15 protein-coding genes are annotated in these 14,649 nt (G+C 38.4%); 13 read left to right on the top strand and 2 right to left on the bottom strand.

All coding sequences use genetic code 11. From position 1 onward, the window contains the following. The first annotated feature begins 4 nt into the window (after window positions 1-4). The 5 genes from mreC (at window position 5) to tsf (ending at window position 4,745) form a co-directional block, all read left to right on the top strand. Window positions 5-826, top strand: coding sequence for a rod shape-determining protein MreC (gene mreC / locus ACESNQ_RS07760; RefSeq protein WP_373075984.1), 822 nt, complete (start codon window positions 5-7; stop codon window positions 824-826). After that, complete coding sequence (gene mreD, locus ACESNQ_RS07755) at window positions 823-1,317, top strand: rod shape-determining protein MreD (RefSeq protein WP_373075983.1); 495 nt, start codon at window positions 823-825, stop codon at window positions 1,315-1,317. The genes mreC and mreD overlap by 4 nt, the downstream gene beginning before the upstream one ends. 93 nt (window positions 1,318-1,410) lie before the next feature. Further along, window positions 1,411-2,619 carry a peptidoglycan hydrolase PcsB gene (gene pcsB, locus ACESNQ_RS07750; protein ID WP_373075982.1) on the top strand — a complete coding sequence of 403 codons (1,209 nt, stop codon included), beginning with the start codon at window positions 1,411-1,413 and terminating at the stop codon, window positions 2,617-2,619. Window positions 2,620-2,843: 224 nt separating this feature from the next. Further along, window positions 2,844-3,626 (top strand): 30S ribosomal protein S2, encoded by a 783-nt coding sequence (gene rpsB, locus ACESNQ_RS07745; protein ID WP_045613298.1) that lies wholly within the window; start codon window positions 2,844-2,846, stop codon window positions 3,624-3,626. Between the two features lie 78 nt (window positions 3,627-3,704). After that, the gene (gene tsf, locus ACESNQ_RS07740) at window positions 3,705-4,745 is read left to right on the top strand and encodes a translation elongation factor Ts (RefSeq protein WP_373075981.1); all 1,041 of its coding nucleotides are present in this window, start codon (window positions 3,705-3,707) and stop codon (window positions 4,743-4,745) included. Between the two features lie 87 nt (window positions 4,746-4,832). On the opposite strand, the gene cysK is transcribed toward tsf, so the two are convergent. Both cysK and ACESNQ_RS07730 read right to left on the bottom strand, forming a co-directional pair. After that, the gene (gene cysK, locus ACESNQ_RS07735) at window positions 4,833-5,759 is read right to left on the bottom strand and encodes a cysteine synthase A (RefSeq protein ID WP_373075980.1); all 927 of its coding nucleotides are present in this window, start codon (window positions 5,757-5,759) and stop codon (window positions 4,833-4,835) included. A 155-nt stretch (window positions 5,760-5,914) separates the two neighbouring features. Next, window positions 5,915-6,550: a YigZ family protein gene (locus tag ACESNQ_RS07730; protein WP_373075979.1), complete on the bottom strand. Its 636-nt coding sequence runs from the start codon at window positions 6,548-6,550 to the stop codon at window positions 5,915-5,917. A 55-nt stretch (window positions 6,551-6,605) separates the two neighbouring features. On the opposite strand from ACESNQ_RS07730, the gene ACESNQ_RS07725 reads away from it, so the two are divergent. The 8 genes from ACESNQ_RS07725 to ACESNQ_RS07690 all read left to right on the top strand — a co-directional run bounded on the left by ACESNQ_RS07725 (window position 6,606) and on the right by ACESNQ_RS07690 (window position 14,646). Next, complete coding sequence (locus tag ACESNQ_RS07725) at window positions 6,606-7,904, top strand: ATP-dependent helicase ComFA (RefSeq protein WP_373075978.1); 1,299 nt, start codon at window positions 6,606-6,608, stop codon at window positions 7,902-7,904. Continuing rightward, window positions 7,901-8,563 (top strand): ComF family protein, encoded by a 663-nt coding sequence (locus tag ACESNQ_RS07720; RefSeq protein WP_373075977.1) that lies wholly within the window; start codon window positions 7,901-7,903, stop codon window positions 8,561-8,563. Before ACESNQ_RS07725 ends, ACESNQ_RS07720 begins: the two co-directional genes overlap by 4 nt. Before the next feature lie 79 nt (window positions 8,564-8,642). After that, on the top strand, window positions 8,643-9,191 hold the full coding sequence (hpf, locus tag ACESNQ_RS07715) for a ribosome hibernation-promoting factor, HPF/YfiA family (protein WP_373075976.1): 549 nt from the start codon (window positions 8,643-8,645) through the stop codon (window positions 9,189-9,191). 152 nt (window positions 9,192-9,343) lie between these two features. Beyond that, a complete protein-coding gene (locus ACESNQ_RS07710) occupies window positions 9,344-11,317 on the top strand; it encodes a GGDEF domain-containing protein (RefSeq protein ID WP_505493723.1) in 1,974 nt (657 codons plus the stop codon). After that, the gene (rplI, locus tag ACESNQ_RS07705) at window positions 11,314-11,766 is read left to right on the top strand and encodes a 50S ribosomal protein L9 (RefSeq protein WP_004250991.1); all 453 of its coding nucleotides are present in this window, start codon (window positions 11,314-11,316) and stop codon (window positions 11,764-11,766) included. The genes ACESNQ_RS07710 and rplI overlap by 4 nt, the downstream gene beginning before the upstream one ends. Window positions 11,767-11,808: 42 nt before the next feature. Then, window positions 11,809-13,167: a replicative DNA helicase gene (gene dnaB / locus ACESNQ_RS07700; protein WP_373075974.1), complete on the top strand. Its 1,359-nt coding sequence runs from the start codon at window positions 11,809-11,811 to the stop codon at window positions 13,165-13,167. Then, window positions 13,164-13,430, top strand: a complete 267-nt coding sequence (locus ACESNQ_RS07695) for a Veg family protein (protein WP_004250994.1) — start codon at window positions 13,164-13,166, stop codon at window positions 13,428-13,430. Before dnaB ends, ACESNQ_RS07695 begins: the two co-directional genes overlap by 4 nt. Before the next feature lie 94 nt (window positions 13,431-13,524). Further along, window positions 13,525-14,646, top strand: coding sequence for an SH3 domain-containing protein (locus ACESNQ_RS07690; RefSeq protein ID WP_373075973.1), 1,122 nt, complete (start codon window positions 13,525-13,527; stop codon window positions 14,644-14,646). Window positions 14,647-14,649 lie beyond the last annotated feature (3 nt).

The raw sequence follows: 14,649 nt of genomic DNA, 5'->3' as shown, positions 1-14,649 counted from the left end.
AGGTATGAACCGTTTTAAAAAATCAAAATATATCATTGTTCTATTTGTCGTTATACTAGTAGTTTCTGTTCTTTTAGTAATGACGAAATCAAGTACAGTTGTGACAAAAGCTGGAGATGGCATTTCTCTGATAGATAGAATTGTGCAAAAACCATTTCAATGGTTAGAATCTACAAAGTCAGATTTAGGAAATTTGACGAGGGCTTACAATGAGAATGAAACTCTCAAAAAAGAATTCTATCAAATGAAAAAGGAAAAGAATGAAGCAGATCGCTTAAAAGAAGAAAATGAACAACTGCGTCAATTACTAGATATGAAGTCAAAATTGAATGCGACTAAGCTAATTGCTGCGGATGTTATCATGAGAACTCCGGCGACTTGGAAACAAGAATTAACAGTTAATGTTGGTTCGCAACAAGGTGTAACAACTAGTATGCTTGTTGTTTCTGGTGGAGGATTGGTTGGAAGCGTTGAAAACGTAGAAGACAACTCAACTGGGGTCAATTTATTAACAAATGCTGAAAATACAGAGAAAATTTCTGTTAAAATTCAGCATGGATCTAGTAGTATTTATGGTATTATCGTTGGCTATGACAAGGAAAAAGAACTACTGAAAATTAGTCAGCTAAATAATAGTGGAGATATTAGTCAAGGTGATAAAGTGGTAACTGGAGGTTTGGGGAACTTCAATGTCACAGACATTCCTGTAGGAGAAGTCGTATCTGTGACCCCTACCAATGATTATCTGACAAGAGAAGTTATGGTTAAAATGCATGCTGATCCAATGAATCTTAAAGTCGTAGAGTTAGTGGGGAATCCATCATGAGACTTTTTAAGCAAATAGGGATGTTTTTGCTCTTGCCCGTAATCATTTTAATAGATAGCCACTTAGGACAATTTGTAAATAGCTTTTTTCCACATCTTCAAATTGTAAGCCACTTTATTTTCATCTTCTTATTATTCGAAACAATAGAAGTATCAGAATATCTATTTTTGGCCTATTGCTTGGTTCTAGGACTTATATATGATATCTACTTCTTCCATCTGATAGGGATAGCCAGTATTCTTTTTGTGATTAATGGAGCAATCGTATATAAAAGCAACTCTATTATTTTGTTAAATAGATGGACAAGATTATTAGCTATTTTAATGATGACTTTTACATTTGAATTTGGTAGCTTTATCCTAGCACACGTGGTAGGATTGACTGCAGAAAATCTATCTGTTTTTATAGTTTATAGTCTGGGTCCTACTATGATATTGAATTTTATATGGATGATAGTTTTCCAATATATTTTTGAAAAAATATATCTATAAGAAAGAAACAAAACTGTAATAAAGGCGTAATATTTATTAGGCCTTTTTTTGATATACTAGTATTGTCTTTTTTAAGAAGGAGTATTTATACATATGAAGAAAAAAATTCTAGCATCACTTTTGTTAAGTACAGTATTGGTTTCACAAGGAGCTGTTCTTTCAAGTGTTAAAGCTAACACAACAGATGAAAAAATTGCAGCTCAAGATAGCAAAATTAGTGAGTTGACAACGCAACAAAAGGAAGCTCAAAAACAAGTTGATGAGATTCAAACTCAAGTTACAGCTATTCAAACAGAACAAGAAAAGTTGCAAACTGAGAATGAAAATCTTCAAGAAGAATCTAAAAAACTTGAAGGTGAAATCACAGAGCTTTCAAAAAATATCGTAGCTCGTAATGAATCGCTTGAAAACCAAGCTCGTAGTGCACAAACTAACGGAACTGCTACAAGCTACATTAATACAATTATTAACTCTAACTCAATCACAGAAGCTATTTCTCGTGTAGCAGCTATGAGTGAAATTGTATCAGCTAACAACAAAATGTTGCAACAACAAAAAGAAGATAAAAAAGCTATTGCTGAGAAACAAGTTGCTAACAATGAAGCAATCAACACAGTTATTGCTAACCAACAAACACTTGCAGATGACGCCCAAGCTTTGACAACAAAACAAGCTGAATTGAAAGTGGCTGAGTTGAATCTTGCAGCAGAAAAAGCTACTGCAGAAGGTGAAAAAGCTACCTTGCTAGAGCAAAAGGCGACAGCTGAGGCAGAAGCGAAAGCAGCGGCAGAAGCAGAAGCGGCTTACAAAGCTCAACAAACAAGTCAACAACAAACAGTTGCAGCTTCAGCAAACACAACATTTGCAGCACAAGTACAAGCAGCTTCAAGTTCTTCATCTTCATCAGATGATGACTCGAGTTACACACCTGCACCAACTCCTGTAAGCCAACGTCCTACATATAGTACAAACGCTTCAAGTTATCCAACAGGTGAATGTACATGGGGAGCTAAAACATTGGCACCTTGGGCCGGAGATTACTGGGGTAACGGAGCGCAGTGGGCAACAAGTGCAGCTGCAGCAGGTTTCCGTACTGGTTCTCAACCACAAGTTGGTGCGATTGCATGTTGGAATGATGGTGGCTATGGACACGTAGCAGTTGTTACAGCTGTTTCATCTACAACAAGTATCCAAGTATCAGAATCTAACTACGGTGGAAACCGTACGATCGGTAACAAACGTGGATGGTTCAACCCAACTACAACTTCTGAAGGTTATGTTACTTACATCTATCCAAACTAATGAAAAAATTGGGACTCTTTCCGAGTCTCTTTTCTTGTCTTTAAATTGCGAAGTTCTGCTAAAAAACTATCAAAATAGCTTGATAATATTGAGAAATTATGGTAGAATCAAACTTGTCGTGTGAACGATAATACTCATTCTTGATGAATTGTGAAACTGTTGCCTTTGGGTTGTTTTGCAAGCTGAAATCGAGAAGAGGAAAAAACAAAAAAGGAGAAATACTCATGGCAGTAATTTCAATGAAACAACTTCTTGAGGCTGGTGTACACTTTGGTCACCAAACTCGTCGCTGGAACCCTAAGATGGCTAAGTACATCTTCACTGAACGTAACGGAATCCACGTTATCGACTTGCAACAAACTGTAAAATACGCTGACCAAGCATACGACTTTATGCGTGATGCAGCAGCTAACGATGCAGTTGTATTGTTTGTTGGTACTAAGAAACAAGCTGCTGACGCTGTTAAAGAAGAAGCAGAACGTTCAGGTCAATACTTCATCAACCACCGTTGGTTGGGTGGTACCCTTACTAACTGGGGAACAATCCAAAAACGTATCGCTCGTTTGAAAGAAATCAAACGCATGGAAGAAGAAGGAATCTTCGATGTTCTTCCTAAGAAAGAAGTTGCACTTCTTAACAAACAACGTGCTCGTCTTGAAAAATTCTTGGGTGGTATCGAAGACATGCCTCGCATCCCAGATGTAATGTACGTAGTTGACCCACATAAAGAGCAAATCGCTGTTAAAGAAGCTAAAAAATTGGGAATCCCAGTTGTAGCGATGGTTGACACAAACACTGATCCAGATGATATCGATGTAATCATCCCAGCTAACGATGACGCTATCCGCGCAGTTAAGTTGATCACAGCTAAATTGGCAGACGCTATCATCGAAGGTCGCCAAGGTGAAGATGCTGTAGCAGCAGTTGAAGCAGAATTTGCAGCTTCAGAAGCTCAAGCAGACTCAATCGAAGAAATCGTTGAAGTTGTTGAAGGCGACAACGCTTAATTCGTATAAATAGTAATTACCTAGGAGGGCGGGGCTTAGCCCGGCTCTCCTATTTTTAAAAAATATAGGAGAATCAAAATGGCAGAAATTACAGCTAAACTTGTTAAAGAGTTGCGTGAAAAATCTGGTGCTGGTGTTATGGACGCTAAGAAAGCATTGGTTGAAGTTGAAGGTGATATCGAAAAAGCAATCGAATTGCTTCGCGAAAAAGGTATGGCTAAGGCAGCTAAGAAAGCTGACCGTGTTGCAGCTGAAGGTTTGACTGGTGTATTTGTTAACGGTAACGTTGCAGCAGTAGTTGAAGTAAATGCTGAAACTGACTTCGTTGCGAAAAACGCTCAATTCGTTGAATTGGTAAATGCTACAGCTAAAGTAATCGCTGAAGGTAAACCAGCTAACAACGAAGAAGCGCTTGCTTTGACAATGCCTTCAGGTGAAACTCTTGAAGCAGCTTATGTATCTGCAACAGCAACAATCGGAGAAAAAATCTCATTCCGTCGCTTTGCTTTGATTGAAAAAACAGATGCACAACACTTTGGAGCTTACCAACACAACGGTGGACGTATCGGTGTTATCTCTGTAATCGAGGGTGGAGATGAAGCACTTGCTAAACAAATCTCAATGCATATTGCTGCGATGAAACCAACAGTTCTTTCATACAAAGAATTGGATGAGCAATTTGTTAAAGATGAGTTGGCACAATTGAACCACGTTATCGACCAAGATAATGAAAGCCGTGCTATGGTTGGTAAACCATCTCTTCCACACTTGAAATATGGATCAAAAGCTCAATTGACTGATGAAGTGATTGCTCAAGCTGAGGCTGATATTAAAGCTGAGTTGGCTGCAGAAGGCAAACCAGAAAAAATCTGGGATAAAATCATCCCAGGTAAAATGGATCGTTTCTTGCTTGACAACACTAAAGTTGACCAAGCATACACACTTCTTGCACAAGTCTACATCATGGATGACAGCAAGACAGTTGAAGCATACCTTGAATCAGTTAACGCTTCAGTAGTTGAGTTCGCTCGCTTTGAAGTTGGTGAAGGTATCGAGAAAGCTGCAAATGACTTTGAAGCTGAAGTTGCAGCTACAATGGCAGCAGCTTTGAATAACTAATAATAAAAAGAGGAAGCAGATTTGCTTCCTTTTTCTTTTAGAAAAAATTAAAAAGCCCTTTAACAAGAGCTTTGTGTATTTAGGAGACTACACTTCAAATTCATAGAGTGCTGTAGATAGGTAACGTTCTCCGTTATCTGGTGCAAGCGCAAGGACTTTTTTACCTGCCCCAAGTTTTTTAGCAACTTCGATTGCTGCATAGATAGCTGCAGCAGAAGAAATACCTACCAAGAAACCTTCTTTTCCACCGATTTCACGGCCAAGTGCAAGAGCATTGTCTGATGTCACGCGAACGATACCATCATAAGCTTCTGTATCAAGTGTTTCTGGGATGAATCCTGCAGAGATACCTTGAATTTTGTGAGGTCCTGGTTTTTCACCTGATAAGATTGCTGACTCGTCTGCCTCAACTGCAAAAACTTGAATATTTGAATTAGCCAATTTAAGAGCGTGAGAGACACCAGAAATAGTTCCACCAGTACCAACTCCAGCAACAAAGGCATCTAAACCATCAGCTCCGAAATCAGCTAGAATTTCAGCTCCTGTTGTTCTTTCGTGAACTTCTGGGTTAGCTTGGTTATTAAACTGTAAGGGTAGGAAACCATCACGCTCAGCAGCAATTTCCTGCGCTTTTGCAATCGCACCCTTCATTCCTTCACTACCGGGAGTGAGGACTAGTTCAGCACCATAAGCTTGGATGATCTTGCGGCGTTCAACACTCATTGTTTCAGGCATAACGATGACAACTTTATAACCTTTAGCAGCACCAACCCATGAAAGACCGATACCAGTGTTCCCGCTTGTTGCTTCTACAATAGTAGATCCTGGTTTCAGTTTACCCTCTTGCTCTGCTTTTTCAATCATGCTGAGAGCAATACGGTCCTTAACGGATGAACCTGGGTTAAAAGCTTCTAGTTTTACGTAAACGTCTGCTGCACCTTCTGGTACAATGTTATTCAATTTAACAATCGGTGTTTTTCCGATAAGTTCTGTGATATTGTTATAAATAGCCATGTTAGCACCTCTTTATATAAGATGCTTCTAGTATAACGCTATCTTAAACTTTTGTAAAATATAGAAATCCTATCGAAGCGATAGGATTTTTTTATAACAATCAGAAAAATAGTCAGTGTAAATCTAAAAATTGAGGGAAGATATTTAAAAGTGCTTTACACAAGGTTTACAGGGACTTCAACTTCTCGTAAACCTTGATCTGTTAGAATAACTTTCCCATTAAAAAATTCTATGAGAGCAGCTTTGGTATCCTCTTTATCTTCTTTATCGACAAAGATAATTGTGTCAACTTGATCTGTAAAGTTGGTTTCGAGTTCCATAAGATTGTATTCTTTAAGAAAATTCCCATACTCTTGATATTGAGCATAGCTCATTTGAATTTGAATCCCTGCTTGTTCTTTAATTTCAACAATTCCAATTTTTTTGACAGCTAAGGCAACACTACCTGCATAAGCGCGAATAAGACCTCCTGCTCCCAGTTTGATACCACCAAAATATCTGGTAACAACTACACAAACATTGGTCAAATTGTGATTTTCTAGAACTCCTAGCATAGGTACACCAGCAGTTCCACTTGGCTCCCCATCATCACTGGTTCGCTTGATTTCACTGCGCTCGCCGATAATAAAAGCAGAGCAGTTGTGGGTAGCCTTATAGTGTTCTTTTTTGATAGCAGTGATAAAGGCACGAGCTTCTTCTTCACTATAGACACGTTTTGCATGACAAATAAATCGTGATTTTTTGATTTCTTCTTGGACTTGTCCGTCCTCTTTTATCGTTCTAAATTCCATATTTTTATTGTACTAAAAAATAGTCTAAAGTTCTAGATTTTACGAATAAAGAAGTATGAAAATAAATCCAAATTATCTTGGTCGACTTTTTACAGAACAAGAATTAAGTCCTGAAGAACGACAACTGGCGGAGAAGTTGCCAAGCATGAGAAAAGAGAAGGGGAAACTCTTCTGTCAACGATGTGATAGTATGATTCAAGATGAATGGTCTCTACCTATTAATGCTCATTACTGCCGAGAATGTTTGTTGATGAAGCGAGTTAGGAGTGATCAGGCCTTATATTATTTCCCTCAAGAAGATTTTCCTAAACAAGATGTTCTTAAATGGAAGGGACAATTGACTCCATTTCAAGAGAAAGTATCAGAAGGCTTACTTCAAGCAGTAGAAAATCAGCAACCGACTTTAGTTCATGCAGTGACTGGCGCTGGAAAGACAGAGATGATTTATAAAGTTGTTGCGAAAGTTATTAATGATGGTGGTGCAGTTTGTCTAGCCAGTCCACGAATAGATGTTTGTTTGGAATTGTATAAGCGATTGCAGAATGACTTTGCTTGCGAAATAGCTTTACTGCATGGCGAGTCTGAACCATACTTTCGGACACCACTAGTTGTTGCAACAACTCATCAATTATTAAAGTTTTACCACGCTTTTGATTTACTAATAGTAGATGAAGTAGATGCTTTTCCTTATGTTGACAACAAGATGCTTTACAAAGCTGTAAAGAATAGTGTAAAGGAAAATGGACTCAGAATTTTTCTCACTGCAACTTCTACAGATGAGTTGGATAAGAAGGTTCGCTTAGGGGAGCTAAAACGACTAAGCCTGCCAAGGCGGTTCCATGGAAATCCTTTAATTATTCCAAAACCCGTTTGGCTATCTGATCTGGATAAATGTTTGGATAAGTTTCGCCTACCACCAAAGCTAAAAAGATATGTGGAAAACCAGAGAAGAACTGGCTACCCCTTACTAATATTTGCATCAGAAATTACAAAGGGAGAGAAGTTGAAGGAAATCTTACAAGAGAAATTCCCAAATGAGAAAATTGGTTTCGTATCCTCAGTTACTGAAGATAGATTAGAGCAAGTTCAAGCTTTTAGGGATAGGGAATTGACCATATTGATAAGCACAACAATATTGGAGCGCGGAGTTACCTTCCCTTGTGTTGATGTCTGTGTCGTAGAAGCAAACCATCGTCTTTTTACAAAATCAAGTCTCATTCAAATTGGAGGACGTGTAGGTCGTAGCATGGATAGATCTACAGGAGATCTAATTTTCTTTCATAATGGATTAAATCGTTCGATTAAGAATGCTATAAAAGAAATTAAACTGATGAACAAGGAGGCAGGCCTATGATTTGTTTACTATGTGCTCAACATTTGAAGAAAAATCTAACCTTTGGAGAGCTTCTTTTTTTGAAAAAGGAGGAGGGCTCACTTTGTTTAGCTTGTTACTCAAGTTTTGAAATGATTGGGGAAGAACATTGCCCAAATTGTCATAAAAAAGGAGTGTCAAGTTCGTGTCAAGATTGTCAACTTTGGTGTAAAGAAGGGGTTGAAGTAAGCCATGAAGCGATTTTTAGTTATAATCAAGCCATGAAAGCCTTCTTTAATCGTTACAAATTTGATGGCGATTATATTCTCCGAAAAGTTTTTGCAATGATTTTAAATAAGAATTTAAAAAAATATAAGGATTATCATTTTATTTTAATACCGTTAAGCCCTGAGAGGTATGCAAAAAGAGGTTTTAATCAGGTTGCGGGCCTAATAGAAGCGGCAGGACTTTCCCATCTGGATATATTAGGGAAAAGAGAAGAAAAAGCAAGTTCTTCTAAAAATCGTTCGGAGCGTTTGGCCACGGAACTTCCGTTTTTTATTAAAGAAGGCAGTAGGATTCCAAAGAAGATTCTATTGATTGATGATATTTATACGACAGGAGCGACTGTTAACCGTGTGAAAAAACTACTTGAGGATGCGGGCGCAGAAGAAGTCAAAACATTTTCCCTCGTAAGATGAGGAAAAAGATTGCAAAAAGATTATGAAAGCGTTATAATAAATATAGAAAAACAAATATGTTTAGAAAGAAGGTACTTATATGATTAAATATAGTATCCGTGGTGAAAACCTAGAAGTAACTGAAGCAATTCGTGATTATGTAGTTTCTAAACTCGAAAAGATCGAAAAATACTTCCAAGCAGATCAAGAACTAGATGCGCGTGTCAATTTGAAAGTGTATCGTGAAAAGACTGCTAAGGTAGAAGTAACAATTCCACTTGGATCTATTACTCTTCGTGCAGAAGACGTTTCTCAAGATATGTATGGATCTATTGATTTGGTGACAGATAAAATTGAACGTCAAATCCGTAAAAATAAAACTAAAATTGAACGTAAGAACAGAAATAAAGTTTCTACTAGGCAACTATTTACAGATACCTTGGTAGAAGAGACAGATGCTGCTCAACCTAAAGTTGTTCGTTCAAAACAAATTGATTTAAAACCAATGGACCTTGAAGAAGCACTTCTTCAGATGGACTTATTGGGCCATGATTTCTTCATTTATATCGATGTTGAAGATGAAACAACAAATGTCATTTATCGACGCGAAGATGGAGATATTGGTCTTCTTGAAGTGAAAGAATCATAATACTTAATATGCTTAGATTAAAAAGGTGGTTTACACTAGTGTAAACCACCTTTTGTGTTCATGAATACTACATTTGAGCACAAGTGCTATTCCTTCTTTAAAGGTCGCTTTTTCAGTGCAAATATGGTATAATATTGCGCAAGAGGTTTGTAATGAAAAAAAATGAAATGAATCCCTTTTTTATATACTTATTTGTAGGGATTGCCTTTATAATCATGACTGTATTGGTTATTTTTCTTCAAAATAACCTAGTCACAATAGCATGCTTATTTTTCTTGATGGTGGCATTTCTTTTGCTATTTTATTTTCAGAAGAAATCTTATCAAAAAACAGAAATTGAACAAATCCAATACGTAAACCATCAGGCGGAAGATAGTTTAAGTTCACTCTTAGAACAGATGCCTGTTGGAGTTGTCAAGCTAAACATGGAAAGCAGTGAGATTGAGTGGTTCAATCCCTACGCAGAGTTAATGCTGACAACGGAAGATGGAGAAATTGACCTTCCTCAAGTTCAAGAAATTATAAAAACATCCATATCTTCTCCTGGGATTTATGCAAATGTGGGAGAAAAACGTTATGCGGTACATCTAGATAGAAATTCTGGTGTGCTCTACTTTTTTGACGTTTCTGGAGAGTACGAAGCCACAGTAGAATTGGTTACAAGTCGCCCTGTTATTGGTATTATTTCGGTAGATAATTACGATGATTTAGAGAACGAAACATCTGAATCAGACATCAGTCATATTAATAGTTTTGTCGCAAATTTTGTATCAGAATTTACTGGAAAATATCAGATGTTTTCTCGTAGAGTGACCATGGATCGTTTTTACTTATTTACCGACTATACGGTATTAGAGCAATTGATGCAAGATAAATTTTCTGTAATTGATACCTTCCGTGAAGAAGCTAAGCATAGAGATTTAGCCTTAACCATGAGTATGGGCTTGTCATACGGTGATGGCGATCATGAGGGTATTGGTAAAGTTGCTTTATCAAATCTCAACCTTGCAGAAGTTCGAGGTGGAGACCAGGTCGTTGTAAAAGAAAATGATGAGACGAAAAATCCAATTTATTTTGGTGGTGGTTCTGCAGCTTCTATTAAGCGAACAAGAACACGTACAAGAGCAATGATGACGGCAATCTCTGAAAAGTTGAGAAGTGTTGACCATGTTTTCGTAGTTGGTCATAAAAACTTAGACATGGATGCTTTAGGCTCTGCTGTTGGTATGCAATTGTTCTCGAGTAACGTCTTGAATGAAAGTTATGTGGTCTATGATGCAGAACAAATGTCTCCGGACATTCATCGTGCCATTCAATTCTTAGAGAATGAGGGAGTAACAAAACTCATCCCTCTAACTCAAGCTATGGGAATGGTCACTAATCGTTCATTACTCGTGATGGTGGACCACTCTAAGACAGCTTTAACCTTGTCAAAAGAGTTTTATTATTTGTTTACACAAACCATCATTATTGACCACCATAGACGAGATCAGGATTTTCCGGAAAATGCTGTTATCACCTATATCGAGAGTGGAGCTAGTAGTGCAAGTGAATTAGTGACTGAGTTAATTCAATTCCAAAACTCTAAGAAAGCACGCTTAAGTCGTATCCAAGCTAGTGTTCTTATGGGCGGTATGATGTTGGATACTAAGAATTTCACCTCTCGTGTAACTAGCCGAACCTTTGACGTGGCAAGTTATCTAAGAACACGTGGTAGTGATAGTATTGTAATTCAAGAACTTGCGGCGACTGACTTTGAAGAGTATCGATTGGTTAATGAGCTAATCTTGCAAGGACAGGCCGTACAACCTTCTATTCTTGTAGCTCAGGCCAAGGATGATAAGGAGTATGATATTGTAGTGATTAGTAAAGCAGCTGATACTATGTTAGCTATGTCAGGTATTGAAGCTAGCTTTGTCATTGCTAAAAACAGCCAAGGGGATATTTCCATTTCTGCACGAAGTCGAAGTAAGATCAATGTGCAACGGATTATGGAAGAATTGGGAGGTGGAGGCCACTTCAACTTGGCAGCTGCCCGACTGACAGATATGACTCTGCAAGAAGCAGGTGATAAACTAAAAACCATTATTTCTAATGAAATTAGAGAAAAGGAGACAGAAGAATGAAAGTAATCTTTTTAGCAGATGTAAAAGGCAAAGGAAAAAAAGGCGAAATCAAGGAAGTGCCAACAGGTTATGCGCAAAACTTTTTGATTAAGAAAAACCTTGCTAAAGAAGCGACTTCACAAGCAATTGGTGAGTTGCGCGGGAAGCAAAAATCTGAAGAAAAAGCACATGCTCAACTTCTTGCAGAAGCACAAGAAATTAAGGCGAAACTTGAAGCAGAAGAAACAATCGTCGAGTTTGTTGAAAAAGTTGGTCCAGATGGAAGAACTTTTGGTTCAATTACTAGCAAGAAAATTGCGGAAGAACTCCAAAAACAATTTGGAATTAAAATTGATAAACGTCATATTCAAGTTCAATCTCCAATTCGAGCAGTTGGCTTGATTGATGTTCCGGTAAAAATTTATCAGGATGTAACTAGCGTCATCAATCTTCGTGTAAAAGAAGGATAAGCTAGATTTGAGTAATGATTTTGTAAAAGGAAGGAAAGTCTGATGGCAGAAGTAGAGGAACTACGAGTTCAGCCCCAGGATATCTTGGCAGAACAATCTGTATTGGGAGCTATATTTATCGATGAGAGTAAACTCGTGTTTGTTCGAGAATATATTGACTCTCGAGACTTCTTTAAGTATGCTCACCGTTTGATTTTTCAGGCCATGGTTGATTTGTCAGATCGAGGCGAAGCCATTGATGCAACGACTGTTCGTACGATATTAGATGATCAAGGTGATTTGCAAAATATTGGTGGCTTGTCCTATCTTGTTGAGATTATCAACTCTGTACCAACCTCTGCAAATGCTGAATACTATGCAAAAATTGTAGCAGAGAAAGCCACGCTTCGTCGTTTGATTGCTAAGTTGACAGAGTCTGTAAACCAAGCATATGAGGCTTCTAGTCCTGTAGATGAAATCATTGCACGAGCAGAAAAAGGTTTGATTGATGTCAGTGAGAATGCGAACCGTAGTGGTTTTAGAAATATTCGAGACATCCTAAATCTTAACTTTGGAAATTTAGAAGCGCGTTCACAACAAACTTCTGATATTACAGGGATTGCAACTGGTTATCAGGACCTGGATCATATGACAACTGGTTTGCACGAGGAGGAGTTAATCATTCTTGCTGCTCGTCCTGCGGTCGGTAAGACTGCTTTTGCCTTGAATATTGCTCAAAATATCGGAACCAAGCTAGACAAGACCGTTGCAATTTTCTCACTTGAGATGGGTGCTGAGAGTCTGGTCGATCGTATGTTAGCTGCCGAAGGATTAGTAGAGTCTCACTCTATCCGTACAGGGCAATTGACTGAGGAAGAGTGGCGCAAATATACGATTGCTCAAGGTAATCTTGCAAAAGCAAGTATCTATATCGATGATACACCAGGGATTCGAATCACAGAGATTCGTTCTCGTGCGAGAAAATTGTCTCAGGAAACAGGCAATCTTGGATTGATCTTGATTGACTACCTGCAGTTAATTACAGGGACTGGTCGTGAGAACCGTCAGCAAGAGGTGTCAGAGATTTCACGTCAGTTGAAAATTCTAGCCAAGGAACTGAAGGTGCCTGTTATCGCGCTAAGTCAGCTGTCACGTAGTGTTGAACAACGTCAAGATAAAAGACCGGTGCTATCAGATATTCGTGAGTCTGGATCTATCGAGCAGGATGCGGATATCGTAGCCTTTCTCTATCGAGATGACTATTATGAACGTGGTGGCGAAGAAGAGGAAGGTCTTCCAAATAACAAGGTAGAAGTTATTATTGAGAAGAACCGTAGCGGGGCACGTGGAACGGTAGAATTGATTTTTCAAAAAGAGTATAACAAGTTTTCAAGTATTTCGAAGAGAGAGGAACAAAGATGACAGATGCATTTACAGATGTAGCCAAGATGAAAAAAATCAAAGAAGAAATCAAGGCGCATGAAGGACAAGTCGTGGAAATGACCTTGGAAAATGGTCGTAAACGCCAAAAGAATCGCTTAGGAAGACTTATTGAAGTCTATCCATCACTCTTTATCGTTGAATTTGGGGATGTTGAAGGGGACAAACAGGCCAACGTCTACGTTGAATCCTTCACGTATTCTGATATTTTAACGGAAAAGAATTTGATTCACTATTTGGATTAAGGTTGAAAGTGGGAGTTTTCTCACTTTTTTCTTTTTCTTTCGAATGATATAAATGAGGTCAACCTCAAAAATTTATCTATTCGAAGGAGAATGAATGACATATAGTAAAAAGGGAACTTTTCTTAAGAGAACGACAGTGGGAACAGCATCCCTACTGTTAGCAGGTGCTTTTTTGTTTGGTGGAGGAGCTGTTCATGCCAATCAGGCAAACAATGGCTCACTGGCACGAGGAGATGATTATCCCTATTATTATAAAAATGGAAGTCAAGAAATTGATAAATGGCGTCTATACTCCAGACAGTGTACATCTTTCGCTGCCTTTCGTTTAAGTAGTGTCAATGGTTTTGAGTTGCCTGCTGCGTACGGGAATGCTAAGGATTGGGGTTATCGTGCTAAACGAGAAGGTTATCGTGTGGACAAGACTCCAACAATTGGTTCGATTGCTTGGGACGGAAGCGGAGAATATGGCCACGTTGCATGGGTTTCTAATGTTTTTGGTGATATGATTGAAATTGAGGAGTACAATTATGGTATTAGAGAGAAGTACAATCGTAGACTTGTGAAGGCAAGCTCTATGTCTGGTTTCATTCATTTTAAAGATGTCGGACAGGCTAGCACAGGAAATCATCAGTCAACCTTAGTATCTAGTGGAACCCATGTTTTTACAGAAAAAGCTGCTATTATGAACCAGCCATCACAAGCGGCTGCGATTATTGACTATTACTATCCTGGAGAAAGTGTTCATTACGATCAGACTCTTGAAAAAGATGGTTATAAATGGATTAGTTATCTATCCCGAACTGGATATCGCAGATATGTCCAGCTAGCTAAAACAGCAACTGCTAAGAATGGATGGGAAAAACAGGGGATAACATGGTACTACTATGAAAATGGGAAAGTCGCTCTTGGTTGGAAAAAGATAAACGGCAGTTGGTACTATTTCCAAACTAATGGTGCCATGAGAACAGGTTGGCTAAAAGACGGTTCCAAGTGGTACTACTTGAAATCATCTGGAGAAATGCAGACAGGATGGTTGAAGGATAAGGGCATCTGGTATTATCTCGAAAGCTCGGGTGCTATGAAGGCTAGTCAGTGGTTCCAGGTCTCAGGGAAATATTATTACGTGAATGCATCTGGAGAATTGGCAGTAGATACGACTATCGATGGGTTCCAAGTTGACAGCAATGGTGCGCGAGTGGAAGAATCACCCCAATAAGCC

The sequence above is a fragment of the Streptococcus infantis genome (genome assembly GCF_964243025.1).
GTDB classification, from domain to species: domain Bacteria; phylum Bacillota; class Bacilli; order Lactobacillales; family Streptococcaceae; genus Streptococcus; species Streptococcus infantis_N.
This window is presented reverse-complemented; position numbering and strand designations above follow the sequence as displayed.

Excerpts from the sequence above, each read along its gene's own strand:
- mreC (WP_373075984.1), top strand. The coding sequence starts at position 5 with ATGAACCGTTTTAAAAAATCAAAATATATCATTGTTCTATTTGTCGTT.
- mreD (WP_373075983.1), top strand. The coding sequence starts at position 823 with ATGAGACTTTTTAAGCAAATAGGGATGTTTTTGCTCTTGCCCGTAATC.
- pcsB (WP_373075982.1), top strand. The coding sequence starts at position 1,411 with ATGAAGAAAAAAATTCTAGCATCACTTTTGTTAAGTACAGTATTGGTT.
- rpsB (WP_045613298.1), top strand. The coding sequence starts at position 2,844 with ATGGCAGTAATTTCAATGAAACAACTTCTTGAGGCTGGTGTACACTTT.
- tsf (WP_373075981.1), top strand. The coding sequence starts at position 3,705 with ATGGCAGAAATTACAGCTAAACTTGTTAAAGAGTTGCGTGAAAAATCT.
- cysK (WP_373075980.1), bottom strand. The coding sequence starts at position 5,759 with ATGGCTATTTATAACAATATCACAGAACTTATCGGAAAAACACCGATT.
- ACESNQ_RS07730 (WP_373075979.1), bottom strand. The coding sequence starts at position 6,550 with ATGGAATTTAGAACGATAAAAGAGGACGGACAAGTCCAAGAAGAAATC.
- ACESNQ_RS07725 (WP_373075978.1), top strand. The coding sequence starts at position 6,606 with ATGAAAATAAATCCAAATTATCTTGGTCGACTTTTTACAGAACAAGAA.
- ACESNQ_RS07720 (WP_373075977.1), top strand. The coding sequence starts at position 7,901 with ATGATTTGTTTACTATGTGCTCAACATTTGAAGAAAAATCTAACCTTT.
- hpf (WP_373075976.1), top strand. The coding sequence starts at position 8,643 with ATGATTAAATATAGTATCCGTGGTGAAAACCTAGAAGTAACTGAAGCA.
- ACESNQ_RS07710 (WP_505493723.1), top strand. The coding sequence starts at position 9,344 with ATGAAAAAAAATGAAATGAATCCCTTTTTTATATACTTATTTGTAGGG.
- rplI (WP_004250991.1), top strand. The coding sequence starts at position 11,314 with ATGAAAGTAATCTTTTTAGCAGATGTAAAAGGCAAAGGAAAAAAAGGC.
- dnaB (WP_373075974.1), top strand. The coding sequence starts at position 11,809 with ATGGCAGAAGTAGAGGAACTACGAGTTCAGCCCCAGGATATCTTGGCA.
- ACESNQ_RS07695 (WP_004250994.1), top strand. The coding sequence starts at position 13,164 with ATGACAGATGCATTTACAGATGTAGCCAAGATGAAAAAAATCAAAGAA.
- ACESNQ_RS07690 (WP_373075973.1), top strand. The coding sequence starts at position 13,525 with ATGACATATAGTAAAAAGGGAACTTTTCTTAAGAGAACGACAGTGGGA.